The sequence below is a fragment of the Pseudomonas sp. G166 genome, from assembly GCF_037027455.2.
GTDB lineage: Bacteria > Pseudomonadota > Gammaproteobacteria > Pseudomonadales > Pseudomonadaceae > Aquipseudomonas.
Genome location: NZ_CP146985.1, coordinates 2,256,385 through 2,281,766, shown reverse-complemented (window position 1 = coordinate 2,281,766; position 25,382 = coordinate 2,256,385). Strand labels below are relative to the sequence as shown.

General features: G+C 61.1%; 21 protein-coding genes. 12 read left to right on the top strand and 9 right to left on the bottom strand.

Annotated elements, in window-relative coordinates; all coding sequences use genetic code 11:
• Positions 1 to 8: 8 nt before the first annotated feature.
• Entirely contained in the window at positions 9 to 3,353 is a 3,345-nt protein-coding gene (gene treS, locus SGN16_RS10265) for a maltose alpha-D-glucosyltransferase (protein WP_210643819.1), read from the bottom strand.
• Positions 3,354 to 3,548: 195 nt separating this feature from the next.
• Complete coding sequence (locus SGN16_RS10260; protein WP_335944946.1) at positions 3,549 to 5,546, bottom strand: alpha-1,4-glucan--maltose-1-phosphate maltosyltransferase; 1,998 nt, start codon at positions 5,544 to 5,546, stop codon at positions 3,549 to 3,551.
• 211 nt (positions 5,547 to 5,757) lie between these two features.
• Here SGN16_RS10260 and SGN16_RS10255 point away from each other — a divergent pair, with 211 nt between their 5' ends.
• Positions 5,758 to 5,922 carry a hypothetical protein gene (locus tag SGN16_RS10255; RefSeq protein ID WP_335944945.1) on the top strand — a complete coding sequence of 55 codons (165 nt, stop codon included), beginning with the start codon at positions 5,758 to 5,760 and terminating at the stop codon, positions 5,920 to 5,922.
• Between the two features lie 159 nt (positions 5,923 to 6,081).
• Here the strand turns inward: SGN16_RS10255 and SGN16_RS10250 are convergent, their stop codons facing one another.
• A complete protein-coding gene (locus SGN16_RS10250; protein WP_335944944.1) occupies positions 6,082 to 6,582 on the bottom strand; it encodes an MgtC/SapB family protein in 501 nt (166 codons plus the stop codon).
• Positions 6,583 to 6,718: 136 nt separating this feature from the next.
• Between SGN16_RS10250 and SGN16_RS10245 the strand changes: the two genes are divergently transcribed.
• The 3 genes from SGN16_RS10245 (at position 6,719) to mapR (ending at position 10,135) form a co-directional block, all read left to right on the top strand.
• Complete coding sequence (locus SGN16_RS10245; RefSeq protein ID WP_210643815.1) at positions 6,719 to 6,955, top strand: DUF3203 family protein; 237 nt, start codon at positions 6,719 to 6,721, stop codon at positions 6,953 to 6,955.
• Positions 6,956 to 7,159: 204 nt separating this feature from the next.
• Positions 7,160 to 8,572, top strand: coding sequence for a cytochrome c oxidase accessory protein CcoG (gene ccoG / locus SGN16_RS10240; protein WP_335944943.1), 1,413 nt, complete (start codon positions 7,160 to 7,162; stop codon positions 8,570 to 8,572).
• Positions 8,573 to 8,725: 153 nt separating this feature from the next.
• A complete protein-coding gene (gene mapR, locus SGN16_RS10235) occupies positions 8,726 to 10,135 on the top strand; it encodes a GntR family transcriptional regulator MpaR (protein ID WP_210643813.1) in 1,410 nt (469 codons plus the stop codon).
• A 64-nt stretch (positions 10,136 to 10,199) separates the two neighbouring features.
• Here mapR and SGN16_RS10230 read toward each other — a convergent pair whose 3' ends face one another.
• Both SGN16_RS10230 and SGN16_RS10225 read right to left on the bottom strand, forming a co-directional pair.
• Positions 10,200 to 10,946: an SDR family oxidoreductase gene (locus SGN16_RS10230; protein WP_210643812.1), complete on the bottom strand. Its 747-nt coding sequence runs from the start codon at positions 10,944 to 10,946 to the stop codon at positions 10,200 to 10,202.
• Between the two features lie 79 nt (positions 10,947 to 11,025).
• Entirely contained in the window at positions 11,026 to 11,904 is an 879-nt protein-coding gene (locus SGN16_RS10225) for a Dyp-type peroxidase (RefSeq protein ID WP_210643811.1), read from the bottom strand.
• 267 nt (positions 11,905 to 12,171) lie between these two features.
• Between SGN16_RS10225 and ampC the strand changes: the two genes are divergently transcribed.
• On the top strand, positions 12,172 to 13,320 hold the full coding sequence (gene ampC, locus SGN16_RS10220; protein WP_335944942.1) for a class C beta-lactamase: 1,149 nt from the start codon (positions 12,172 to 12,174) through the stop codon (positions 13,318 to 13,320).
• Positions 13,321 to 13,540: 220 nt separating this feature from the next.
• Here the strand turns inward: ampC and SGN16_RS10215 are convergent, their stop codons facing one another.
• From SGN16_RS10215 to SGN16_RS10205, 3 genes are all read right to left on the bottom strand, one after another.
• Positions 13,541 to 14,089, bottom strand: a complete 549-nt coding sequence (locus SGN16_RS10215; protein WP_335944941.1) for a DUF4174 domain-containing protein — start codon at positions 14,087 to 14,089, stop codon at positions 13,541 to 13,543.
• Positions 14,090 to 14,388: 299 nt separating this feature from the next.
• Positions 14,389 to 15,174 (bottom strand): sulfite exporter TauE/SafE family protein, encoded by a 786-nt coding sequence (locus SGN16_RS10210; RefSeq protein ID WP_210643808.1) that lies wholly within the window; start codon positions 15,172 to 15,174, stop codon positions 14,389 to 14,391.
• A gap of 113 nt (positions 15,175 to 15,287) precedes the next feature.
• On the bottom strand, positions 15,288 to 16,013 hold the full coding sequence (locus tag SGN16_RS10205; RefSeq protein WP_335944949.1) for a hypothetical protein: 726 nt from the start codon (positions 16,011 to 16,013) through the stop codon (positions 15,288 to 15,290).
• 321 nt (positions 16,014 to 16,334) lie between these two features.
• Here SGN16_RS10205 and SGN16_RS10200 point away from each other — a divergent pair, with 321 nt between their 5' ends.
• Both SGN16_RS10200 and SGN16_RS10195 read left to right on the top strand, forming a co-directional pair.
• Complete coding sequence (locus SGN16_RS10200) at positions 16,335 to 17,486, top strand: aldose epimerase family protein (RefSeq protein ID WP_210643807.1); 1,152 nt, start codon at positions 16,335 to 16,337, stop codon at positions 17,484 to 17,486.
• A 161-nt stretch (positions 17,487 to 17,647) separates the two neighbouring features.
• Positions 17,648 to 18,469 carry an aldo/keto reductase gene (locus tag SGN16_RS10195; protein ID WP_210643806.1) on the top strand — a complete coding sequence of 274 codons (822 nt, stop codon included), beginning with the start codon at positions 17,648 to 17,650 and terminating at the stop codon, positions 18,467 to 18,469.
• A gap of 194 nt (positions 18,470 to 18,663) precedes the next feature.
• Here the strand turns inward: SGN16_RS10195 and SGN16_RS10190 are convergent, their stop codons facing one another.
• Positions 18,664 to 21,027, bottom strand: coding sequence for a DNA polymerase II (locus SGN16_RS10190; RefSeq protein WP_335944940.1), 2,364 nt, complete (start codon positions 21,025 to 21,027; stop codon positions 18,664 to 18,666).
• Positions 21,028 to 21,374: 347 nt separating this feature from the next.
• Here SGN16_RS10190 and SGN16_RS10185 point away from each other — a divergent pair, with 347 nt between their 5' ends.
• The 5 genes from SGN16_RS10185 to SGN16_RS10165 all read left to right on the top strand — a co-directional run bounded on the left by SGN16_RS10185 (position 21,375) and on the right by SGN16_RS10165 (position 25,372).
• Entirely contained in the window at positions 21,375 to 21,815 is a 441-nt protein-coding gene (locus tag SGN16_RS10185) for a CBS domain-containing protein (RefSeq protein ID WP_210643804.1), read from the top strand.
• 111 nt (positions 21,816 to 21,926) lie between these two features.
• The gene (locus SGN16_RS10180; RefSeq protein ID WP_210643803.1) at positions 21,927 to 22,523 is read left to right on the top strand and encodes a paraquat-inducible protein A; all 597 of its coding nucleotides are present in this window, start codon (positions 21,927 to 21,929) and stop codon (positions 22,521 to 22,523) included.
• A gap of 11 nt (positions 22,524 to 22,534) precedes the next feature.
• On the top strand, positions 22,535 to 23,179 hold the full coding sequence (locus SGN16_RS10175) for a paraquat-inducible protein A (protein ID WP_210645183.1): 645 nt from the start codon (positions 22,535 to 22,537) through the stop codon (positions 23,177 to 23,179).
• Complete coding sequence (locus SGN16_RS10170) at positions 23,160 to 24,818, top strand: MlaD family protein (RefSeq protein WP_335944939.1); 1,659 nt, start codon at positions 23,160 to 23,162, stop codon at positions 24,816 to 24,818. The genes SGN16_RS10175 and SGN16_RS10170 overlap by 20 nt, the downstream gene beginning before the upstream one ends.
• Before the next feature lie 17 nt (positions 24,819 to 24,835).
• A complete protein-coding gene (locus SGN16_RS10165; protein ID WP_335944938.1) occupies positions 24,836 to 25,372 on the top strand; it encodes a PqiC family protein in 537 nt (178 codons plus the stop codon).
• Positions 25,373 to 25,382: the final 10 nt, after the last annotated feature.

The following is a 25,382-nucleotide window of genomic DNA, read 5'->3' as shown; positions in this document are numbered from 1 at the left end:
TCTCTCCACTAAATCGGTCCGGCTAAGTCGGAAAAGGGTTTCAGCCCACTCAATAACCCGTACAGACCGTGCAAGGGCACGGGCAGCCAGGCGGGGCGATTCTCGGCTTCATAGGCCACTTCATAGGCCGCCTTCTCCAGGCCGAACAACGCCAGCGCAGCGTTTTCGCCTTCAGCATCCTTCCATTCATGAGCAAGACTAGCTGCCGCCAGTCGATATGCCTGGACAAATGCCTCGCGGGCCTCTTTTAAATAACGATCGGCCACCCGTTGCCGCGCCGCATCGGCATCGGCGGTGCTGTCGACGGTGTTCAAATGGATCGCCATGGCCGCCGCGTAATCGAAGGAGCGCAACACACCGCTGACGTCCTTGTACGGGCTGTGCTTGCCTCGACGCTCATGCAGCGGCCGCGCCGGCTCGCCTTCGAAGTCGATCAAATAGGCGTCGCCCTTGATCACCAGCACCTGCCCCAAATGCAGGTCGCCGTGGACGCGGATACGCAAACCACCGGCAGCCTTGCCGGCCAACTCCTGGATGTGGGCCAGGACGGTTTTCTTGTGCTCCAGCAAACGTGCGACCATGGCCTGGTCCGCCGGGTTCAACTGGCCCTGGTTCTGCTTGAGCAGGCGCAAGGCGTTTTCCACCTGCGCGGCCACGTCCTTGCCAATGGCCTGGGCCTCCTTGGCATTGGTGGCCTGGGGAGCGAAGTCCGGATCGTCGTTGGCCTGGGCCAGCACCTGATGCATTTCCCCCAGGCGCTGGCCAAGCATGCCGGCGAAATCCTTCAGCTCGCCCAAGGCGTTGTAGTGCTGCTCCTGCTCGGAAACAGCATCGGCCAACTCGTCGCGCAAGGCGCGCTCAAGGTTGTTCTGGGTCCATTCCCAGGCATCGCCCTGATTGCTCAGGTAGCCCTGGGCAATCATCAGCAGCGCATCCTCGCCCTGGGCGTCGCGACGGATCACCGAACCCAGCAGCGGCGAGATATTGCTGAAGCCTGCCGCCGTCAGATAGGCGCTCATTTCCAGTTCCGGATGCACGCCCGAGGCGACTTTGCGGATCAGCTTGAGCACCAGGCTACCGCCGACCACTACCGAACTGTTGGACTGTTCGGCGGACAGGTAGCGAACCTCTGGTTCGGCCCCCAGGTTCAACGCGGTCAAGCCTTCGGTGGGCTCGAAACGCAATTCGCCTTCGGTGCATGGCAGCACCGTGCCGGCCTGCATGCCTTGCAGCACGGCCCGTATGAAATGTTCCAAGCTGAACGCATCAGTGATCAAACCGACCTGGCGAACCCGACGCACGCGAGACAATGCCAATTGCTGTGGCAACGCCGCGCCCACCTGATCTTCAGGCAACAGGCCGAACGGCAGCTGATAGCGCAGGGTCTGGCCAGCGCTGGTGACGTCGATTTCGCTGAGCAGCACCGGATGCTGCGGGTCACCGAAGCGCACGCCATAGACAATGTTGACCTTCTCGATCGCGCTGTCCTTGCCGGCGAACCAGCGACGATTCTGCAGCCAGCTTGGCAGGATGGTCTGCTCCAGGGTGGTGCGCGACGGTGCTTCGAGCAACTCTTCCAGGCGTTTCTTCAGCACCAGGGTGGTGAAGTCCGGCAGGCTCTGGGCCGGTTCAACGTGCCAGCTCGGCATCTGGTTTTCGGCCGCCAGGGCAAACCAATAGAAGCCATACGGTGGCAGGGTCAGCAGGAAATTCAGCTGGCCGATGGGCGGGAAGGCATTACCGCCAAGCATCTCCACCGGGACCATGCCGGCGTAGGCCGACAGGTCCAGCTCGGCGGCCTGGGCGCTGCGGGACACGTTGGCCACGCACAGGATGATTTCGTGCTTGCCATCGGCACCGGTGTATTCACGGGTATAGGCCAGGATCCGGCGATTGCTCGGCGAAAGCATCTTCAGCGTGCCCCGACCGAAGGCCTTGGACTGCTTGCGCACCGCCAGCATTCGCCGGGTCCAGTTGAGCAGCGAATGCGGGTCACCGGCCTGGGTCTCGACGTTGACCGACTGGTAGCCGTATTGCGGATCCATGATCGGCGGCAGCACCAGGCTGGCCGGGTCAGCCCGGGAGAAGCCGCCATTGCGGTCGATGGACCACTGCATCGGCGTGCGTACGCCATCGCGGTCGCCCAGATAGATGTTGTCGCCCATGCCGATTTCATCGCCGTAGTACAAGGTCGGCGTGCCAGGCATCGACAGCAGCAGGCTGTTGAGCAATTCCACGCGGCGACGATCGCGCTCCATCAGCGGCGCCAGGCGCCGGCGAATCCCCAGGTTGATCCGTGCCCGACGGTCGGCCGCGTAGTAGTTCCACAGGTAGTCGCGCTCCTTGTCGGTGACCATTTCCAGGGTCAGCTCATCGTGGTTGCGCAGAAAAATCGCCCACTGGCAATTGGCCGGGATCTCCGGGGTCTGACGCAAGATATCGGTGATGGGGAAACGGTCTTCCTGGGCCAGCGCCATGTACATGCGCGGCATCAGCGGGAAGTGGAACGCCATGTGACATTCGTCACCGTTCATACCCTGGGCATCGACATCGCCGAAATACAGCTGGGTGTCTTCCGGCCACTGGTTGGCTTCGGCCAGCAACATGCGGTCGGGGTAGTTGGCGTCGATCTCGGCACGGATCTGCTTGAGGACGTCGTGGGTCTCAGGCAGGTTTTCGTTGTTGGTGCCGTCGCGCTCGATCAGGTACGGAATGGCGTCCAGGCGCAGGCCGTCGATGCCCATGTCCAGCCAGTAGCGCATCACCGACAGCACGGCCTTGATGACCTGCGGATTATCAAAATTGAGGTCGGGCTGGTGGGAGTAGAAACGGTGCCAGAAATACTGGCCGGCCACCGGGTCCCAGGTCCAGTTGGATTTTTCGGTGTCGAGGAAAATGATCCGCGTGCCATCGTACTTGTGGTCGTCGTCGGACCACACGTAGAAATCCCGCGCCTTCGAACCCGGCTTGGCCTTGCGCGCGCGTTGGAACCAGGGATGCTGGTCCGAGGTATGGTTGATGACCAGCTCGGTGATCACCCGCAGGTTGCGCTTGTGGGCTTCGGCAATGAAGCGCCGCGCATCGGCCATGGTGCCGTAGTCGGGGCTGACGCCACGGTATTCGGCGATATCGTAACCATCGTCGCGCCTGGGCGAGGGATAGAACGGCAGCAGCCAGATGGTGTTGACGCCCAGATCGGCGATGTAGTCGAGTTTCTCGATCAGCCCGGGAAAGTCACCGATCCCGTCGTTATTGGAGTCGAAATAGGATTTTACGTGTACCTGATAAATCACCGCATCCTTGTACCAGAGCGGGTCTTTGATAAAGGTGGCAGACCGGGGTTTCTTCGCCATTTGCAACTCCTGATGAATTCAATAAAGCCGCGGGGATACAGGCTTGTGAGGTCTTTTTATGTGAGCAGGACTTTTGGTGGCGAGGGAGCTTGCTCCCGCTGGGACGCGAAGCGCCCCCCGAAAGCACGACTGCTTCGCAGCCGAGCGGGAGCAAGCTCCCTCCACACAGCGTCCCTCACTCGAAATCTCGCTGCGTCACGCCACGCTGATCCGCCAAATCCCGAACGGCTGGTTCGCCGGGTCAATGCGCATGAACTGATACTTGCCATACCAGGTCCAGCGATGGCCGCTCATCAAATCCTCGCCCTCGGTCTGGGCGTCGTCCGGCAAGCCCATCTCCCACAGCGGTAGTTCGAAATTGGCTTCCTGCGGCTGGTGTGGATCGAGACTCACCGCCACCAGAATGAAATTACTGCCGTCGGGCGTGCGCTTGCCGAAATAGAGAATATTGTCGTTCCAGGCGTTGTAGACCTTCAGGCCCAAGTGCGTATGCAACGCTGGGTTCTGCCGCCGGATGCGGTTGAGCTGGGCGATTTCGGCAATGATGTTGCCCGGCGCCGTGAAGTCCCGCGGGCGGATTTCGTACTTCTCCGAGTCGAGGTATTCCTCCTTGCCCGGCACCGGGGCCGACTCGCACAGCTCGAAGCCCGAATACATGCCCCACAGACCCGAACCCATGGTCGCCAGCGCCGCGCGGATCAGAAAGCCGGCACGCCCTGACTCATGGAGAAAGGCCGGGTTGATGTCTGGCGTGTTGACGAAAAAATTCGGCCGGTAGCATTCGCGCCAGGGCGACTCGTTAAGCTCGGTGAAGTAGGTCGCCAGTTCGGCTTTGCTGTTGCGCCAGGTGAAATAGGTGTAGCTCTGGGAATAACCGACCTTGCCCAGACGCGCCATCATTGCCGGAGTGGTGAAGGCCTCAGCGAGGAAAATCACTTCGGGGTGCTGGGCCCGCACATCGGCGATCAACCACTGCCAGAACGGCAACGGCTTGGTGTGGGGGTTGTCGACGCGGAATATCTTCACGCCCTCATTCACCCAGCCCACCACGATGTCCCGCAGCTCCAGCCACAGGCTGGGAATCGCATCCGCCGCATAGAAGTCGACGTTGACGATGTCCTGGTATTTCTTCGGTGGGTTTTCCGCGTACTTGATCGTGCCGTCTGGCCGCCAGCTGAACCAGCCCGGATGCTGCTTGAGCCATGGATGGTCCTGGGAACACTGGATGGCGAAGTCGAGGGCGATCTCCAGGCCATGGTCAGCCGCTGCCGCTACCAGGCGCCGGAAGTCTTCACGCGACCCCAATTGTGGGTGAATCGCCTCGTGCCCGCCCTCCTCGCTGCCGATGGCATAAGGGCTGCCCGGATCGTCGGGGCCGGCGGTAAGGGAATTGTTCGGGCCTTTGCGGAAACTGCGACCGATGGGGTGGATCGGCGGGAAGTACAACACGTCGAAGCCCATGTCCTGGATCACCGCCAGGCGTGAATGCACATCGTTGAAGGTGCCGTGGCGGGCGGGATCATCAGTGATCGAGCGCGGGAACAGTTCGTACCAACTGGCAAACTCGGCCAGCTCACGCTCCACATCCAGTGGGTATTCGGGGCTGATGCTCAAGTAGGGCCGATGATCGGCCAGGGACATCAGATTGGCGCTGCGCGGTGCCAGGAACAGCGCCACCTGCTCGGCCGGCAACAGGCCGGAAAGTTCATGGTGCAACGCGCTCAATTGCTCCTTCAGTTCACCGTCGCTGCGCTCGGCGGCCATTTGCACCTGGGTGCGCCCTTCCTGCAGCTCCAGGCTGATGGGCACCCCGGCGCCAAACTTTTTTTCCAGCTCATAGCAAAAACTGGCGAACTGATCGATCCAGGCTTCGATGCAAAACCCATAGCGGCCCTGTTTCGGCACGTGGATCTGACCTTGCCAACCGTTATTGCCCAGGTCAGTCATGACCTCGCTGTTCCATACCTCATCGTCCAGCGCATGCCAACGAATGCGTACGGCCAGTTTGTCATGACCATCGGCGAACACTTTGCTGGTCACCGTCACGTCCTGCCCGGCCACGGCCTTGGCCGCGAATTGCCCGCCGTCGATCACCGGCATGGTGCTTTCAATCGCGATACGCGGCAACAACAGGGCCTGGGACAACGGCAGATGCGGGTTATAGGCCAAGTCAGTCGGGTGTTCAGCAGTCATCGAGCATCACTCCTTTTACGCCCCATGGACGCGCTTGTGGCGGTAAAGGCCCAACGGGTCCCTGAAAAAACTCACTTAAACTCCGAACCGAATCAGCGGTTAAAAGTTCAGAGGGATTTGCCCCGATGCTTCCCGGGGATCGAACCCGGCGCAAGGTGGTCAACAACAATAAGCACGACTCAAGCCATGTGCGTCACGGAGACCCGTCCCGATGAATATTCCCATCCCGGCCGAAACACCCGATCCGAACATCGACGACCCCACCTTGCCACCGCCCGGCCCTGATCCGGAACCGATTCCGGAGAAAGATCCTGCGCTCGATCCACAGCCACCGTTGGGCGACCCGCCGAGCGAGGCGCCGCCGGAGCGGGCTTGATCCAACAGCGTAGAAATAAAGGATCCGAATGGCAAAAAACCTGTGGGAGCGAGCTTGCTCGCGATAGCGTTGGATCAGTCTGTATAGACGTTGGCAGACAAACCGCCATCGCGAGCAAGCTCGCTCCCACAGGTGCCTGCGTTTTGCCTGAAAGCCAGGTCACGACTTGTCTTGCCTCTCCAGTGCCCGGACGATCACCGGCATCACACTGAAGATCACCAGCGCCAGTATCGTACTCAGCACCGCCGTCGCCTCCCGGCCCAGCCCGGCAGCGACGCCGATGGCGGCGGTCATCCACAGACCGGCGGCGGTGGTCAGGCCTTTGACATGGCTTTCGTCGCCGTCATTGTTTTTCAGGATCGTGCCGGCGCCGAGAAAACCGATGCCGGCGACAACGCCTTGGATCACCCGGCTCATGGCGTCGGCCTGGGAGCCGGACATTTGCGGCACCAGCACGAATAACGCAGCCCCCAGGGCCACGAGCATGTGGGTACGCACGCCAGCAGCCTTGCCCTTGTGTTCGCGCTCGAAACCCAGGATGCCCCCCAGCAGCGCCGCCATCAGCAAGCGCACCGTGACCCTGGTCATCTGCTGGGCATCGGTGATGTCGGCGAATTCCGCTTGCAGGGTCATCCAGACCTCATGCCACCAGGCTTCCATGAGTCGTCCTCTTTTCAGTCGATAAACGATGGACCGCAAGCGGCGACAGAGGTGCGCTTGACCGCTGATCAGCCGCGACGAACCCTGGCGATGGGGCGACGCCTAACGTTCAGGACATTCAGAAGGAAGTGCAACCATGACACTGCGTATCGATGCCAACCAAATCTGCCACTTCGAGACCGCCGACGGCTCGCAACAGTGCCCTGCTCGGCAACTGACCGTGATCACTGATTCGGACAAAGCCATGTCTGCCGTGGATGTCAACGGCGAACGGATCTACCTCACCGAGGCCGAAGTCGATGCCTTGACCGTGGCCGGGGCGAGTGACGAGCGCCAGAATCTCAAGGCCACTGACAGCGGCTCGGTGATCTGAATCTACTCTCACGGATATCCGTGGTGAGGGCGCTTGCCCCTCGCCACAAAGGCTTGTTCGCCTATCCCCGAGTGCATCAAAGTGTCGCAGGGCCGGGGCTTTCTGGCATCTGATCCGGTTTTTATCAAAACACCTGAGTCTGTTATGCAAACAGTTCCATGGTCATAGTGCGCCGGCCAGATAGAGGCTGATGAGCGACCGACCATGAGCGATAGAATCCCCGTCCAGTTGATACAGACCTTCGAACCCTCGCCGCAGAAGATCAAGGCCCGGACCACCGACAACCTGATCCACACCCGCAGCTTCACCGGATTGTTTCGCACCTTGCGCATGAGCGGTGCGGGCGTTCTGTTCCTGCTGTTTTTCGGCACAGTCTGGCTGAACTGGGGTGGCCGGCAGGCAGTGCTCTGGGACCTTTCCGAAAGCAAATTCCACATCTTTGGCGCGACCTTCTGGCCCCAGGATTTCATCCTGCTGTCGGCCTTGCTGATCATCGCCGCCTTCGGCCTGTTCGCCATCACCGTGTTCGCCGGGCGCGTGTGGTGCGGCTATACCTGCCCGCAAAGCTCCTGGACCTGGATCTTCATGTGGTGCGAGAAAATCACCGAAGGCGAACGCAACCAGCGGATCAAGCTGCAAGCGGCGCCCTGGAGCCTGAACAAACTGCTGCGCCGCTCGGCCAAGCACACATTGTGGCTGGCCATCAGCTTGCTCACCGGCCTGACCTTCGTCGGGTACTTCACGCCGATACGGCCACTGGCCGAAGAGCTGCTGACCTTGCAAATGGCCGGCGTCAGCCTGTTCTGGGTACTCTTCTTTACTGCAGCCACCTACCTCAATGCCGGCTGGCTGCGCGAAGCGGTGTGCATGCACATGTGCCCCTACGCACGGTTCCAGAGCGTGATGTTCGACAAGGACACGCTGACCATTTCCTATGACAGCGCCCGCGGCGAGATCCGCGGCCCACGCAAACGCGATGTGAATCCGGCCAATATTGGCCTGGGCGATTGCATCGACTGCCAGATGTGCGTGCAGGTCTGCCCCACCGGCATCGACATTCGCGATGGCCTGCAAATGGAATGCATAGGCTGCGCAGCGTGCATCGACGCCTGCGATTCGATCATGGACAAGATGGGCTACGCCCGCGGGCTGATCAAATACACCTCCGAACACCAGTTGCAGGGCGGCAAGACGCACCTGCTGCGGCCTCGGCTGGTGGGCTATACCGCCGTGCTGGTGGTGATGATCGGCGCACTGGCCCTGGCGCTGGTGGAGCGCCCCATGGTGTCCCTGGACGTGAGCAAGGACCGTGGACTGTTCCGCGAAAACAGCGCAGGCCAGATCGAGAACATCTACAGCCTGAAAATCATCAACAAGACCCAACAGCGTCAGGATTACCAGCTTTCCCTGGTGGACGGCGACGGCTTCGTCCTGCAAGGCAAGACGCAACTGAGCCTGGCGCCGGGGGAAATCGTCGATGTGCCGGTGTCGGTGGCGATGCTCAGCGAACGACCTGAACGCGGCTCCCGGGAAATGACCTTCAAGGTGGCCGACAGTGACGAGCCGAGTATCTACAGCAAGGCCAAGAGCCGTTTTGTCGCACCAATGAACCGGTGAAGCTTTAAGATGCCGGGCACTTGTGAGAACGAGCTTGCTCGCGATAGCGGTGGGTCAGCTTGCTCAATGTTGTATGTGCCAACGCCATCGCGAACAAGCTCGCTCCCACAGTTTAAAAGCGCAAACCATGTGTCACTCAAGGCTGGGCCCGCTATGAAACGCTACGAAAAATTCGCCGACGACATCGCTGAACTGATCCGCTCCGGCATGCTGGGACCGGGGCAGCGCGTGCCGTCGGTGCGTTATGCCAGCCAAACCTACGGCGTCAGCCCGTCCACGGTGTTCCAGGCCTATTACCTGCTGGAGCGTCGAGGCCTGATCCGTGCCCGGCCGCGCTCGGGCTACTTCGTCAACACCCATGCGCCCAGCCCGTTTTCCGAGCCGGCCATCAGCAGCCAGGTGCACGAATCCACGGAAGTCGATGTCAGCGAACTGGTATTTTCAGTGCTGGAATCGATCAAGGATCCGACCACCGTACCGTTCGGCTCGGCATTCCCCAGCCCGATGCTGTTTCCGCTGCAGCGGCTGTCCCGCTCGCTGTCCAGCGCCACACGGGACATGGACCCACGCGTGGTGGTCACGGACATGTCGCCGGGCAACCCGCAATTGCGCCGGCAGATCGCCCTGCGCTACATGGTCGGCGGGCTGATGCTGCCCATGGAGGAACTGCTGGTCACCAACGGTGCCCTGGAAGCCTTGAACCTGTGCCTGCAAGCCGTGACCGAGCCCGGCGACCTGGTGGCGATCGAAGCGCCAGCGTTCTACGCCAGCCTGCAAGTACTGGAACGACTCAAGCTCAAGGCCGTGGAAATCCCCGTTCACCCGCGCGACGGCATCGACCTGGACGTGTTGGCACAGACATTGGAACGCCACCCGATCAAGGCCTGCTGGTGCATGACCAGCTTCCAGAACCCCATGGGCGCGACCATGCCCGAGGAGCGCAAACGGGCACTGGTTGAACTACTGCGCCATCATCAGGTGCCACTGATCGAGGACGACGTCTACGCCGAGCTCTATTACGGCCAACAGGCACCCAAGCCCGCCAAGGCGTTCGACACCGAAGGGCTGGTGATGCATTGCGGGTCATTTGCCAAGAGCCTGGCGCCAGGCTATCGCATCGGCTGGGTCGCCGCCGGGCGCTATGCGCAGAAGATCGAACGGCTCAAACTCATGACGTCGCTATGCGCCTCGATGCCGGCCCAGGCCGCCATCGCCGACTACCTGCAACACGGCGGCTACGACCGTCATCTGCGCAAACTGCGCTACGCCCTGGAAGAACAGCAAAGCGCGATGCTCGCCGCCATCGCCCGCTATTTCCCACCCCAGACCCGCGTCAGCCAACCGGCAGGCGGTTACTTCCTGTGGCTGGAACTGCCTGAGCAGATGGATTCGCTGAAGCTGTTCCAGATGGCCTTGGCCCAGGGCATCAGCATCGCCCCGGGACCGATCTTTTCACCGACCCGGCGTTTCAGGAATTGCATCCGCTTGAATTACGGCAGCCCGTGGACCGAGGCATCGGAAAAGGCCATGGAGACGTTGGGGCGGATCATTCGATCGTTTTGATAATGGAGTGCCTGTTATTGCCTGCTCGCGATGGTGGCAGAACAGACAACCTACATTTCGAGGCTCAGCGCCCGCCGCCCAAATCCACAAACGTCCCGGTCGCATACGAAGCCTTGTCCGACAGCAGCCAGATGATCGCTTCGGCCACCTCGTCCGGACGACCGCCCCGGGCCATGGGAATCGCCGATTCCAGTTTGCTGACCCGATCCGGGTCGCCACTCAGGGCATGAAAGTCGGTGTAGATGTAGCCAGGACGCACCGCATTGACGCGGATGCCTTCGCCGGCCACTTCCTTGGACAAGCCGATGGTGAAGGTATCCAGCGCGCCCTTGGACGCCGCGTAATCGACGTATTCACCCGGGGCCCCCAGGCGAGCAGCCACCGACGAGACGTTGACGATGCTGCCGCCCTGCCCGCCATGTCGAGGCGACATGCGCAGGACCGCGTGCTTGGCGCAAAGAATCGGCCCCAGCACATTGGTCTTCATGATCTTGAGGATACGGAATTCGGACATTTCATCGAGTCTGGACTTCTGAGCGACCGTACCGGCGTTATTCACCAGCGCCGTGACGCGCCCCAGTTCGGTGTCCACCCGGTGGAACAGCGCGATCACTTCGTCTTCGATGCTCACGTCGGCGCGCACAGCAATCGCCTGCGCCCCCTTGGCCCGGACATGCTCAAGCACCTCCTGCGCGGCGCTTTCATCGGATTGGTAGTTGATGCAGATCCGGTAACCCAGCTCAGCGGCCAACAGCGCCGTGGCCGCCCCGATTCCGCGGCCGCCACCGGTGATGACGATGACTTTATCCACGTTTGCTTCCCCCGTTCCACGGATAGACGTGCGCTCCCAAGAATAGCGTTCACGTCACGCTTTGCACAAACCGTTGCGCTTATCGGGCCAGGGCGCGCAGATCCAGGCGCCCATCCAGCAGCGGCGGGCACCAGTAATAACCGCCGGTGATCGGCCGGCTCATGCGATACAGGCCGTCGGTGATGCCGTCCTCCAGGCCGCTCATGCGCCGCAGTTGCGCTTCAAAAGCGTCGAGGGAGAAACCAAACGCCAGGAACATCAGGCCGGCGCGATCGCCTTCGATCCACGGCATGGAGCGGCGCACGACGAAAGCTTGCGGCGCGAAGCTTTCCTGAGCCGTGCGTTTGACGTGGGCCGACTCGGGCGCATCGTCGATTTCTTCATTGTCACTCAGGCGTCGGCCCATGATGTTGTCGCGTTCGTGGGGTTGCATCGCCGCGAAACCGTCCAGGTCGTGTTGCCACTGCTGGATCGCGGCGAAACTGCCGCCACGCACGCCATCAACGCCTTGGGCCAGGGCCGCGGCGATAGCTGCTTCGTCGTGAGGGTTTTCGGTGCCATCTTCATAACCCGTCAGGTCATGGCCGGTCATGTGGCGAAAGGTTTCGTTCATCTGCACCAGGTGCAACGCCGGGGCCAGTGCCGCCTCGATGGCGCGGCTGCGGTGCAACAGCTCGCCACGGTCCTCGCCGTGCAACCAGCACCACAGCGCGTGCTGGGTCGAGGGATTGTCCACGCCGACGCCGGCCAGCGCCGGAAACGCCCGCAGGCCTTCGACCTGTGCGCCCAGCGCCTGGACCAACGATTCGCCGAAGCCAATCACGGCCCGGTCATTCAACAGCAACAGGAGCCTGTCTATCGCAGCCGGCAACGCCTCGACCGATTCCAAGGCAAAAAACAAATGACGGGCCTGAGGCGGAACAGGGGTGGCGAGAATGCCGGACTGGTAGTAACTCATGTGAACTCCTTTAGAAAGAACGCAAGTTTACCCGGCGGCCATGGGTTTGTGTGGTTTGCCAAGCGACGTCGAATGCCCGACAGCCAAAGATTTTCGTAGGAACTCTCCGGCGCCCCAGTCGGATGACTCGGAACCTGATCTGGAGCGGACCGCAGCCAATTGCCAGGCCACAGAAAACTCCCTAGATTGAGCTCCCCTCAGGTGCCCCAGGCGCCAAGAACTGCCGGATGCAGAGCGGCTGGAACCATCCATGGAGAGCGGTCAGACATGCACATCGCCAAATCGATACTCGCGGGTACTTTCTTTCTAGGCTGTAGCCTCACGCCGGCCTTGGCCCAGGACAGCCTGGAGGTCACGGTCAATGCCGCGATCCAGCCCTTGATGAAACAACAGGACATCACCGGCATGGCCGTGGCGGTCACCTACAACGGCCAACGCCATTTCTTCAACTACGGCGAGGCCTCCAAGGACACGAAAAAACCGATCACCGACCAGACCCTCTTCGAAATCGGCTCGATCAGCAAGACCTTCACCGCGACGCTCGGGGCCTATGCCCAGGCCCAGGGCAAACTGTCCCTGTCAGACCCGGCCAGTCGCTTCGCCCCCGAGCTGCGCGGGAGCGCCTTCGAGGGCATCAGCCTGCTCAACCTCGCCACCTATACCCCGGGTGGCCTGCCTTTGCAGTTTCCCGAGGACGCGGATCATCCAGACCGGATGCTCAGTTATTACAAGACCTGGAAACCGCTCTACCCGGCCGGCACCCATCGACTTTATTCAAACCCGAGCATCGGCTTGTTCGGCTATCTGGCAGCCCGCAGCCTGGGCCAGCCATTCGATGAGCTGATGGAACACACGCTAATGCCAAAGTTGGGCCTCAAGCACAGTTATGTGCGAGTACCGAAGGATCAATTGGACCGATACGCCCAGGGCTACGCAAAGGACGGCAAGCCAGTCCGCGTCGGCCCTGGCGCGCTGGACTCCGAAGCCTACGGGGTGAAAACCAGTTCATCGGATCTGATTCGTTTCGTCGAAGCCAACCTGCGGCCTGAAAAACTGGACGCTGACCTGCGCCAAGCCATCGCCACCACCCACACCGGGTTCTACACGGTCGGTGGAATGACCCAGGGGCTGGGCTGGGAGTTCTATCCTTACCCCATCAGCCTGGATGAGTTGCTGGCCGGCAATGCGCCGCAGATGGCCCTGACGCCAAACAAGGTAGAACCGCTCAACCCTCCCCGTCCTGCACCGGACAATGCCTGGATCAACAAGACCGGTTCGACCGGCGGTTTTGGCGCCTACGCGGCGTTCGTGCCTGGGAAGAACATGGGGATTGTGCTGCTGGCAAACAAGAACTATCCGATCGAGGAGCGGGTGAAAGTCGCGCACCAGATCCTGACGACGCTGGAGGGGCAATAACTCGCTAGGGATCAATTGATCGTTCCCACGCTCTGCGTGGGAATGCATCCCGTGACGCTCTGCGTCACCTTCCAGAAGCGGAACGCGGAGCGTCCCTGGCGACATTCCCACGCAGGAGCGTGGGAACGATCGATAGGTATTTCAATCAATCGGTAGTGGAAAGATCGCAGCCCAGCGGGAGCAAGCCCCCGCGCCACAAAGACCTCATCAGCCTTGAGGCTCAATCATCCAGCGGCTTCGGCGCAGCCGACGGTTTGGCGGCCTTGCCAGGCTTGGTGCCCTTCGCATCCTTGGCCGGCACAGGCTCCGGTGCGGGAGGTGGGGCTGGAGGTGTCGCTTCTTTTTCGGCTGCTGGCAGTTTATCGACGGTGTCAAACAGGTCTTTCAGTTCGATAGCCCCGGAATGCTCAAGCTTCTTTTCCCCGTCCTTACCCACCAGGATGATCTTGGTCTGGGCGCCGGCTCCCAACCTGAGGGAACGGATCAACGCCATGGTGCTTTGCGGGTCGAGGTCTTTGCCATCGCGCTGGCCCATGGTGTTGAGGACGGTGTAGAGCACCATGTTGCGCTCGGAAAAACCCTGCTTGCCTGCCGGCTCATCCAACGCTTTTTTCAGGCTGACCCACGCTGGGTCGACAGTGCTGGGAGCAATGACGATCAGGGGTCGGGTCTTGCCGGTCTCCGCCACCAGAGGTGAATCACCATCAGCGGCGAACAGGGGGCCGGCGACAGCCAGCAAGGTAGCGAAGGTCAACGACCGAATGAGCATGCGCCTCTCCTATTGATATCTACGCTGTACTGATTGCGCATGGCGGCGATTGTTCCGCGACTCGCCCAATACTACGCCTGCCTGCCTTGAAGCTTAGGCTAGAGGGTTCATTGCGCAACCACTAGAAAAGAAGGAGCAATTTCGGTGCGAGAGTTGGCGGGGACTATTGTGGGAGCGAGCTTGCTCGCGATGACGATTTACAAGTCGACATCAATTTAGCTGACTCATCGCTATCGCGAGCAAGCTCGCTCCCACATTGGATCGGTGAGAACTCACATATTTATTTTCAAGCTTGGAACTCAGAACGCCAACTTGAACCCGATCATCGCCAGCATCACCGCCAGGCACGGACGCAGCAACTCGTCGGAGATGCGCCCAGACAAATGACTGCCCAGGTAGATCCCTGGCAACGAACCTACCAGCAGGAAACCAAGGATGTGCCAGTCCATGTTGCCCATGCTCGCATGACCCAGGCCTGCGACCAGGGTCAGCGGCACGGCGTGGGCGATTTCGGTGCCCACCAGGCGCTTGGTGACCAGGAACGGATAGAGGATGAACAGCGCGACAGTGCCCAAGGCGCCGGCGCCGATGGAGGTCAACGCGACCATGGTACCGAGCACGAGGCCGGTGATGACCGTGAGCACGTTGAGTCGCGAACCGGTGGGGTTGTAGTGACCGCCTGCGCGGTCATGGGCGAATTGCAGCAGGCGCTTCTTGAACAGGATCGCCAGGGCGGTGACGAACAACACAACGCCCAAGGCTTGCTTGATCACCGCGTTCATGGCGTCGGGCGAACTGTGCAGGCTGCTGAGAAACCACAGCGTCAATCCGACCGCTGGCACACTGCCCAAGGTCAGCCAGCCAGTGATGGCCCAGTCGATGTTGCGGTTCCTGGCGTGAACCAGGACACCGCCGGATTTGGTGATGGCCGCGTACAGCAGGTCCGTACCTACCGCAGTCGCAGGGTTGATACCAAACCACAACAGGATGGGGGTCATCAGCGAACCGCCGCCCACGCCGGTCATCCCGACGATGAAACCGACCACCAAGCCTGCTACGACCAAACCGACATTACCGAAATCCATTAAACCCGTCTCAGCGCGACCACGTGGAAAATCTGGCCGCGAGCATAGCGATTTTTCTTATAACCCCCTATATCGATGTGATCTATCTTTATTCCTTTTTTTTAACCATTGCTTCACTGAACCGGCAGGAAGTTGAGGAACAGCAGGCTCTGGGCGTAATTGAGCCCGATCCGCCGGTAGCGCTCGTCCAGCATCTGGGTCAACAGGTCCAGGCGTGCGACGATTTTCCCGAACTCCACGGCGAAACTCAGGTTGCTGCCCTCCTCCGAGATCTCGTTGGAAAACAGCAACGGCTGGCCGTCCTTGTTCTGCCGCTGGCTCAGCAGCCAAGTGGCCTTTTCGATATTACGTGCCGCGTTGTTGACAAAGCGCGGGTCGATGGCATCGGTCATGTAGAACTCAAGGCGATTGCCATGGGCCGTGACCAGCATGCTGCCGATGGCATAAATGAACGCGCCAACCCGATCGCCGAGGAACTCCGGGCTCATGGCATAGCTCAGGGCGGCCAGGTCCTTCTTGCCACCCAGGGTGGGCAACGGCTGTTGCTGCTCGATGGCCAGGCGCACCTGCTTCTCGGCGGTGCGAGCGTCGAGAAAGCCTGACTTGCGCAGTTCCTGAGGGTTGCGCAGGTACAGCTTGCTCATCAGCAGGTAAAGGCTTTGCAGATTGTCGCGCATCGACAACGTGGCCATGCGGTCGACGCTGGTTTGCAGGAATTCCTGGGGCCTGGCGTTACTGAACTGAGTGACCATGTCCTGCCCCTGCTGGTGGCTGCAACCGCCGCTGAACAGCATCAACCCGCCGACCAACAGCGCGGCACAGCGACGTCTCAACATCATCACGGAATAAAAAGCACCGGCCATCGAGCCTCGGTCTGGGCATGGGGAAGCGATGGGAATCGTCGCTTCCAGGCCATGGATAGAGCAGCAAAAACCGCAAAAGTGCAGTGTCCGGCCAAAAACCTCTGGCTCGGGATAGACTCGCCACACCTAATTAGTATTACTTTTTAATTGATAATTCTCCGTTTATGGCTATAAATCCCTTCTCCACCTTTAAATAGAAAGACTACTGAACAGAAAAGCCTTCACCGCAGTCCGACCAACAACTGACTCGACCCGCGTTAAAAACAACAACAAAACAACAGGAAGGAAGGTCATACCATGCTTGAATCCAGACATCTGCTCACGGCCCTCGGAGTGTCTCTGATGATCGCCACCTCGGCTTCCCAGGCTGCCGGCCTGACCAACGAACGCGGTGCGTTCGGCAAGACCAGCGACGGCACGGCGGTGGAAAAATTTGTGCTGCGCAACAGCCACGGCATGGAGGCCACCGTCATCACTTACGGCGGTATCCTCCAGTCGTTGAGCGTGCCGGATAAAAACGGCAAGGTCGCCGATATCGTGCTCGGTTTCGACGATGTGCAGGGTTACCAGAAGAACGGCAGCGTGTATTTCGGCGCGACCATCGGCCGCTTCGGCAATCGCCTGGCCGACGGTGCATTCGAGCTCGATGGCAAGCGTTACCAGGTGCCGCAAAATGACCATGGCAATTCCCTGCACGGCGGGCCACAAGGCTTCGACAAGCGCGTATGGAAGGCCGAACCCCATGATGGCAAGGACTCGGTCGGCGTCACCCTGACCTACCTGTCGCCAGATGGCGAGATGGGCTTCCCCGGTGCGTTGAAGACTGACGTCACCTACAGCCTCAATGAACAGAATGAGTTGCGTATCGACTACAAGGCCACCACCGACAAACCCACGGTGCTGAACCTGACCAACCACAGCTATTTCAACCTGGCCGGCGCCGGCAATGGCGACATACTCGAGCAGATCGCGACCCTGCACGCGGCCCATTACACACCGGTCACCGGCAAGCTCATCCCCACCGGCGAGCTGGCCCCCGTAGCCGGCACACCGATGGATTTCACCCAACCCACCGCCATCGGCACGCATATCAAGGCTGATCATCCACAACTCAAATTCGCCGAACCGAAACAGGGCGGCTTCGATTTCAACTGGGCGCTGGACGCCAAGGGCGACGTGAAAAAACTGGCTGCCGAGGTGTATGACACGGAGTCCGGACGACGCCTGCAGCTCTATACCAGCGAGCCTGGCGTGCAGTTCTACACCAGCAACTTCCTCGATGGCACGGTCAAGGGCAAGCAAGGCAAGGTCTACCCGCATTGGGGTGCGTTTACCCTGGAAACCCAGCACTACCCCGATTCGCCCAACCAGCCGAACTTCCCCTCGACGCGACTTGATCCAGGCCAGACCTACACCCAGACCATGGTGTTGAAGTTCTCGGCCAAATAACCTTCCCGTCGACTGATCGTTCCCATGCTCCGCGTTACGCTTTTGGGAAGCGGAGCTGCCCGAGCGGCATTCCCACGCGGAGCGTGGGAATGATCATTAGGTGAACACCTGGTCTATCCTGCTGCCACAGCATTATCGGTCTGAAAAAACAGGAGGTAGGCATGAGGACTCTGGAATTGGCCGGCGTGTCCGTACCAGTGATTGGCCAAGGCACCTGGCGCATGGGGGAAGAACCATCCCATCACAAGAAAGAAGTTGCAGCCTTGCGCTTGGGCATCGAGCTGGGCATGACCCTGATCGACACGGCGGAAATGTATGCCGAGGGGGGTGCCGAGACCGTTGTTGGCGAGGCGATCACCGGCCTGCGGGATCAGGTTTTCCTGGTGAGCAAGGTCTACCCCCACAATGCCAGTCGCAAAGGCATTCCCCTGGCGTGCGAACGCAGTCTGCGCCGGCTCGACACCGATTACATCGACCTTTACCTGCTGCATTGGCGCGGCCAGTACCCGCTGGCGGAAACCGTCGAAGCCTTCGAGCGTCTGCGCGAAGAAGGCAAGATTGGCCGTTGGGGCGTATCGAACTTCGACGTGGCGGACCTTGAAGAACTGGCCGCGCCGACCTGCGCGACCAACCAGGTGCTATACAACCTGCAAGAACGCGGTATCGAATTCGACCTGCTGCCCTGGTGCCAGAAACAGCGCATGCCAGTCATGGCTTACTGCCCGGTCGGCCAGGGCGGGCACCTGCTCAAGGATCACACCCTGGGACAAATCGCCGAACGCCATCACGCCACACCGGCGCAAATCGCCCTGGCCTGGCTGTTGCGCCAGGATAACGTGGTTGCGATTCCCAAGGCCGTGCAGCCTGAACATGTGCGCTTGAATGCCGAAGCGGCGAACCTGACACTTGAACCACAGGATCTGGCGGCGTTGGACCTGATGTTTCCGCAGCCTCAGGGCAAGCAGCGGCTGGCGATGGTCTGACACCCAATCCAGGGATTCACACCGACCTGTCGGTTCAGAACAACCCCATTTGATCGTTCCCACGCTCTGCGTGGGAATGCATCCCGTGACGCTCTGCGTCACTTTCCAGAAGCGGAACGCGGAGCGTCCCTGGCGACATTCCCACGCAGGAGCGTGGGAACGATCGATCCTGGAATTCACACCGACCTGTGGGTTCAGAACAACCCCATCTGCCCCCCCACCAACGTCGAGAAATCATCATCCACAAACGGCAGGATCGCGTCCGCCACCGGTTGTAGCTGCTTGGTCACGTAGTGGTCGTAATCAATCGGTGCGCTACGGATTTCCAGCGGTTCGGGACCGGCGACGGTGATGACGTAGCTGATCCAGCCGCCATTCTGGTATTGCCGCGGACGGCCCTGGCGCTGGTTGAATTCATCGGCCAGGCGCGCGGCGCGCACATGGGGCGGCACGTTACGTTCGTAGTCCTCCAGTGGCCGGCGCAGGCGCTTGCGGTAGACCAGCCGATCATCGAACGCACCGGCCAGGGTCTGCTGCACATAATCGCGTACGTAATCCTGATAAGGCTGGCGGTGGAAGATCCGTCCATACAGCTCCTGCTGGAATTGCCGGGCCAGGGGCGACCAGTCGGTGCGCACGGTTTCCAGGCCCTTGTAGACGATTTCGTCGCTGCCGTCGGCGCGGGTCACCAGTCCGGCGTAGCGTTTCTTGCTGCCTTCCTCGGCGCCACGAATGGTCGGCATCAAAAAACGCTTGAAGTGGGTTTCGAACTGCAACTCCAACGCGCTCTCCAGGCCGAATTCGTCGCGCACGTGCTCGCGCCACCACTGGTTGACGTGCGCCACCAGCTCGCGACCGATGCTGGCCGCCTCTTCCTGGCCGTGGGGCCGGCGCAACCAGACGAACGTGGAATCGGTATCCCCGTAAATCACCACATGCCCCTTGGCTTCGATCAGTTGCCGGGTGCGCTGCATGATCTGGTGGCCACGCAGGGTGATGGACGAGGCCAACCGTGTATCGAAGAAGCGGCACCCACTGGAGCCAAGCACGCCATAAAAGGCGTTCATGATGATTTTCAACGCCTGGGACAGCGGTGCGTTGTGTTCGCGCTTGGCGGTTTCCCGGCCTTCGGCGACCCGCGCCACGATGGCCGGCAGGCAATGCCGGGTACGGGAAAACCGCGCACCGCGAAAGCCTGGCACCGACGCCTGGTCGTCGGGATGACGCAGGCCTTCGATCAAACCCACCGGGTCGATGAGGAAAGTACGGATGATCGACGGATAGAGGCTCTTGTAGTCCAGCACCAGCACCGACTCGTAGAGCCCTGGCTGGGAGTCCATGACAAAGCCGCCCGGGCTGGCCTCGGGTGGGCGCTGGCCTAGATTCGGCGCGACGAAACCCTGGCGGTGCATCAGCGGCATGTACAGGTGCGTGAAGGCGGCTACCGAACCACCGCTGCGGTCCGCCGGCAGGCCGGTGACGCTGGCCCGCTCCAGCAGGAACTTGAGCAGCTCGGTCTTGGCGAAGATCCGCGTCACCAGCTCGCAGTCCTTGAGGTTGTAGCGGGCCAGGGCCGGCTTGTCCTCGGCGAACATGCGATTGATCTCGTCCATGCGCTGGTACGGGTTGTCGATGGACTTGCCCTCCCCGAGCAGCGTCTGGGCGACGTTCTCCAGGCTGAATGACGGGAAACTCCAGGTCGCCGAACGCAGGGACTCGATGCCGTCGATGATCAGCCGGCCGGCAGCCGAGGCAAAAAAGTGGTTATTGCGCGCGCCGTGCTCGCGCCATTGCATCTCCTCCCCACCACGCCCCAGGCGCAATGGCACGGCCAGGCGCCGGGCATGCTCGTGCAACACCCGCAGATCGAATTGCACCAGGTTCCAGCCGATGATCCCATCGGGGTCGAAACGGGCGAACCAGTCGTTGAGTTTTTTCAGCAGCGCCGTGCGCGAGTCGCAGTATTCGAGCTGGAAATCTACACTGCTGTCGTCGCCATTGGGCGGGCCGAGCATGTAGACCTGACGCTGGCCACAGCCTTCAAGGGCAATGGAGTACAAATCGCCCTGGGCGGTGGTTTCAATGTCCAGAGACACCAGGCGCAACGGTGGCCGGTACTCGGGCGCCGGTTTCATCTGGGCGTCGAGCAGCAAGCCGTCTGCAGTCGGTGTACCGCCAAACCAGACCGGGGCGGTGATGAAGCGCTCCATCAGGTAGCGTTCCGGTGGCCGGATGTCAGCCTCGAACACCTCCACACCGGCACGGCGCAAGGTGGTGTCCAGGCGCATCAACTGGGCGTGTTGCTGGCAATACAGCCCCAACACCGGACGATGTTCGAAATCCAGCAGGTCCAGGGGACGTAGTTCTATGTCCTTCTCCCCTTGCAACAGGGCCTCGAGCTGGCCGCGCTGGATCTGCGGCACAAACGCCACCGACGGCTGCACCGGCAGGCGCAAGCGTCGGGGACCGGCATCGGTCGCCAGCCAGAACTCGACTTCGGTGCCGGCCGGGGTGTCGCGCCAATGCCGGGTCAGGACGAAGCCCTGCTGTAAATCCACCGCTGCAACCTCGAAATGTACGTGAGCGGTGATTCTACCTGTGGCGAGGGCACTTCACCCGCTCAACTGACATGCTCTTGTGGCGAGGGAGCCTGCTCCCGCTCAAGCTGCGAAGCAGCCCTAAAACCGGTCCTCTCGGTATATTGGGCGAATGCCAGCAACCGGGGGCTGCTGCGCGACCCAGCGGGAGCAAGCGCCTTCGCCACAGGGGTGGATGACATCACATCGAAGGGAAACTCATCGGCAATGACGCTTTTGGACGACTGGCCGCCGCTTTACCGCTTGCTCTGCGCCGTTGGGTCTACGATTCTTTAACTACCCGCAAAAACAACACCTGAGGCTCCCCCATGAAAACCGTCGCGCAGTTGCTCCGGATAAAAGATGAAAAAAACCAGCAAGTGCACACCATCTCACCGGACGACATGGTATTGCAGGCCCTGATGCGCATGGCCGAGAAAAATGTCGGTGCCTTGTTGGTGGTAAAAAACGATGAAGTACTGGGGATCATCAGTGAGCGTGACTATGCGCGCAAAATGGTCTTGCACGGTCGCTCGTCGGTGGGCACGAAGGTCAGTGAGATCATGGTCTCCCCCGTGATCACGATAGACCCGCACCAGAACGTCGAGACCTGCTTGAGCATCATGACCGAAAAGCACCTGCGGCATTTGCCGGTGGTCGAGGACGGCAGACTCGTCGGCCTGCTGTCCATTGGCGACCTGGTCAAGGAAGCCATTGCCGAGCAGGCGGACCTGATCCGACAACTTGAGCAATACATTCGCGGTGAATGATCGTCCCGCGGGCGGTGTGCAAACCTAGCAAGTTTCCCCACTGCCTGCCGGGCGGGTTGCTCATTCTCAACGTGCTTCTATATTGAAGAGGTTGTTCCGCCGAGCATCCCGATGGCCGCCACCGACCGACTGATCATCTGTGAACATTGCGATGCGGTGTACGAGCCGGTTGTGCTCGCCCCGCACCAGAAGGCCTCGTGCGTGCGCTGCCACGCGGTGATCCAACGCTACAACGGCCTGAGCATCGAGCAGCGCCTGGCCTTGAGCGTCACGGCAGCGGTGTTGTGGGCCTTCGCCAATATCTACCCGGTGATGAGCATCCGCCTCCAGGGCCTGAGCAATAGCGCCACACTGTGGGACTCCATCGTGGCGCTGAGCCTGGGGCCGATCACTTTCATCGCCTTGGTGGCTGCGGTGGCGATCATCATCGCTCCGGCATTCCAACTGGCGCTCCTGATCTGGGTGTTGGCCTACGCCTATGCCAACCAGCGGGCACCGGGGTTCAACCTGTGCATGCGCAGCCTGGAAACTCTGCGGCCCTGGAGCATGCTGGAGGTGTGCCTGTTGGGCGCGCTGGTGGCCGTGATCAAGCTCGCCGGGCTGTTGGACGTTCTGCCGGGCGTGGGCCTGTTCGCCCTGGCGGCCTTGAGCCTGATGATGATCCGCATTGCCGGGCGCGATGTCCGCGACCTGTGGGACAGCCAGTGAACAGCCAGCCGCTGGACACCCCGCCAGAGGCCCGCGACCTGAACCTGTGCCTGTGTCACAGCTGCGGCCTGGCCTGCGACATGACCGACGAGCCGTCGACCTGCCCCCGTTGCGACGCCGCCCTGCATCGGCGCAAACCCGACGCCATCACCCGTACCTGGGCCTACATGCTGGCCGCGCTGGTGTTCTACATTCCGGCCAACCTGCTACCGGTCATGAACACCCAGATGCTCGGGAATGGCGCCGACAGCACCATCATCAGTGGCGTCATCGAGTTCTGGCAAAGCGGTGCCTGGGACATCGCCCTGATCATCTTCATCGCCAGCATCGCGGTGCCGGGCATCAAGTTCGTGGTGCTGACCCTGCTGCTGGTCACCGCCCAGCGGCGCAGCACCTGGGCCCAGCTCCAGCGAGCGAAGCTGTACCGCTTGGTGGAAGTCATCGGCTACTGGTCGATGCTCGACGTGCTGGTGGTGGCCTTGGTCGCGGCACTGGTCAAATTCCAGGCCTTGAGCGATATCGAACCACGACCGGGGATCCTGTTCTTCGGCCTCGTGGTGCTGTTCACCATGCTGTCGGCCATGAGTTTCGACCCACGACTGATCTGGGACACCCAACCATCCGAGGAGCTCATGGATGAAGTCGCAAGCCACTGACGGGCGGCAACCCACACCTGGTCGCGCCAAGGTCACCAGCCGCCGCTGGACGGTGTCGCTGGTGTGGATCGTGCCGATCATCGCGGTGTTGGTGGGCCTGTCCCTGGTGGTTCACAACTGGCTGCAGGAAGGCCCGACCATCACCATCACCTTCAAGACCGGCCAAGGCCTGACCGCCAACAAGACCCAGGTGAAATATCGCAACGTGGTGATCGGCCAAGTCACCGACGTGCAACTGAGCGACGACCAGAAGAACGTCACCGCCACGGTAAAGCTGGCCAAGACAGCCGATACGTTCACGCACGAAGACTCGGTATTCTGGGTGGTGCGGCCGCGTATCGGCGCAGGTGGTATCTCGGGGATCGACACCCTGCTGTCGGGGGACTTCATCGGTGCCGATGCCGGCCAATCGAAGGTGCGCGCCAAGTCCTTCACCGGCCTGGAAGCGCCGCCGCCGATCACCTACGGCGAGCCGGGCAAGCGCTTCACCCTGCACTCCCAGGACCTTGGCTCACTGGACATCGGCTCGCCGGTGTACCTGCGCAAGATTCCGGTGGGCCAGGTGGTGTCCTACGCCCTGGATGCCGAGGGTAAAGGCGTCAACATCGACGTGTTCATCAATGCGCCGAACGATGTGTACGTCACCGAAAACACCCGGTTCTGGAACGTCAGCGGCGTGGACGTGAACGTTGGTGCCAACGGCTTCGCGGTCAAGACCGAATCACTCTCGGCCCTGCTGCTGGGCGGCATCGCGTTCCGGGCACCGGAATACAACCCCAACGACGTCCCCGCCAGCGAGGACAAGACCTACGAATTGTTTGCCGACCAGCAGAGCGCCCTCGCCCCGCCCAATGGCAAGGCGCAGTACCTGGCGTTGCGTTTCGATCAGGCACTGCGCGGGTTGCGAGTCGGCGCGCCTGTCGAGTTCCTCGGCGTGGAAATCGGCAGGGTGGTCGCCATCAACCTGGACTTCGATGAGAAGCAGCGCAGTTTTCCAGTCAACGTCGGCGTGGTGATTTACCCTCAGCGCCTGGGCAAGGCCCATGAGAAACTGCTCAAGACGCTCAATCACAACCCAGACGACGAAGCCGCCGGTGCCCGCCTGGTCGGCAGCTTCGTCGAACGCGGCCTGCGCGCCCAGGCCCGCAGCGGCAACCTGCTGACCGGGCAGTTGTACATTTCGCTGGATTTCTACCCCAAGGCGGAAAAAGTCGCCTTCGACCCTGCTGCCCGACCGGTCCGTATACCGACTATCCCGGGCAGCCTCCAGCAACTGCAGGAACAACTGCAGGCGATGGTCGAGCGGATCAACAAGCTGCCGCTGGAAAGCATCGCCAGCAACCTGGATGGCAACCTGGTGGAGTTGCGCAAAGGCCTGGCCCAATTCAACAGCAAGACCCTGCCGGGCGTGCAAAGCACCTTGCAAGACGTAAGCAAGACCTTGCAATCGGCCAACTCAACCCTGGCCGAAGACTCGCCACAGCGTGAACAACTGACCCAGACCCTGGATGACCTGGGACGCATGTCGCGCTCGCTGCGCGAACTGTCGGACTACCTGAGTCGCCATCCCGAATCGCTGCTTCGCGGTCGTCCCAAGGACGCACCGGCACAGAACCTCACATTGCCGGTGACAGAATGATCACAGGAGCCCGCCCCATGCCAATGACGCTGAAACTCACCCTGGTTACCGTGACATTGCTACTGGGCGCCTGCCGCAGCGACCCGATCCACTATCACACCTTGAGCCCGGCCCAACCGGCCGGCCAGTCGCGCTCCAACCTGGACATCCAGATCGAACAAGTGAGCGTTCCGCCCCAGGTGGATCGCACCCAGATGGTTATTCGCCAAGGCAACAGCGGGCTGGCGATCCTGGAAACACAATGGTGGGCGGCAAGCCTGGCCGATGAACTGCACAGCAGCCTGGACGAACAACTGAACAACCCCGGCGCACCGAAGCGGTTGCTGCGAGTCGACGTACAACGCTTCGATTCCATCCCGGGCCGCTACGCCCGCATGGATGTGCAATGGCGCCTGCGCAACCTGGGCAACGAAACCCATCCCCTCTCCTGCCGCAGCAGCCTGCAAACCCCGGCGGGAGAGAGCATCGACGCGCTGGTGACGGCGCATCAGAACAATGTCCGACAATTTGTCGGCTTAGTTGAACAGGCCGCCGCACGCAACGCCTGCCCTTGACCTGTAGGAG

Coding starts and splice junctions, on each gene's coding strand:
- treS (WP_210643819.1), bottom strand. CDS start 3,353: ATGGCGAAGAAACCCCGGTCTGCCACCTTTATCAAAGACCCGCTCTGG.
- SGN16_RS10260 (WP_335944946.1), bottom strand. CDS start 5,546: ATGACTGCTGAACACCCGACTGACTTGGCCTATAACCCGCATCTGCCG.
- SGN16_RS10255 (WP_335944945.1), top strand. CDS start 5,758: ATGAATATTCCCATCCCGGCCGAAACACCCGATCCGAACATCGACGAC.
- SGN16_RS10250 (WP_335944944.1), bottom strand. CDS start 6,582: ATGGAAGCCTGGTGGCATGAGGTCTGGATGACCCTGCAAGCGGAATTC.
- SGN16_RS10245 (WP_210643815.1), top strand. CDS start 6,719: ATGACACTGCGTATCGATGCCAACCAAATCTGCCACTTCGAGACCGCC.
- ccoG (WP_335944943.1), top strand. CDS start 7,160: ATGAGCGATAGAATCCCCGTCCAGTTGATACAGACCTTCGAACCCTCG.
- mapR (WP_210643813.1), top strand. CDS start 8,726: ATGAAACGCTACGAAAAATTCGCCGACGACATCGCTGAACTGATCCGC.
- SGN16_RS10225 (WP_210643811.1), bottom strand. CDS start 11,904: ATGAGTTACTACCAGTCCGGCATTCTCGCCACCCCTGTTCCGCCTCAG.
- ampC (WP_335944942.1), top strand. CDS start 12,172: ATGCACATCGCCAAATCGATACTCGCGGGTACTTTCTTTCTAGGCTGT.
- SGN16_RS10215 (WP_335944941.1), bottom strand. CDS start 14,089: ATGCTCATTCGGTCGTTGACCTTCGCTACCTTGCTGGCTGTCGCCGGC.
- SGN16_RS10210 (WP_210643808.1), bottom strand. CDS start 15,174: ATGGATTTCGGTAATGTCGGTTTGGTCGTAGCAGGCTTGGTGGTCGGT.
- SGN16_RS10205 (WP_335944949.1), bottom strand. CDS start 16,013: ATGATGTTGAGACGTCGCTGTGCCGCGCTGTTGGTCGGCGGGTTGATG.
- SGN16_RS10200 (WP_210643807.1), top strand. CDS start 16,335: ATGCTTGAATCCAGACATCTGCTCACGGCCCTCGGAGTGTCTCTGATG.
- SGN16_RS10195 (WP_210643806.1), top strand. CDS start 17,648: ATGAGGACTCTGGAATTGGCCGGCGTGTCCGTACCAGTGATTGGCCAA.
- SGN16_RS10185 (WP_210643804.1), top strand. CDS start 21,375: ATGAAAACCGTCGCGCAGTTGCTCCGGATAAAAGATGAAAAAAACCAG.
- SGN16_RS10180 (WP_210643803.1), top strand. CDS start 21,927: ATGGCCGCCACCGACCGACTGATCATCTGTGAACATTGCGATGCGGTG.
- SGN16_RS10170 (WP_335944939.1), top strand. CDS start 23,160: ATGAAGTCGCAAGCCACTGACGGGCGGCAACCCACACCTGGTCGCGCC.
- SGN16_RS10165 (WP_335944938.1), top strand. CDS start 24,836: ATGCCAATGACGCTGAAACTCACCCTGGTTACCGTGACATTGCTACTG.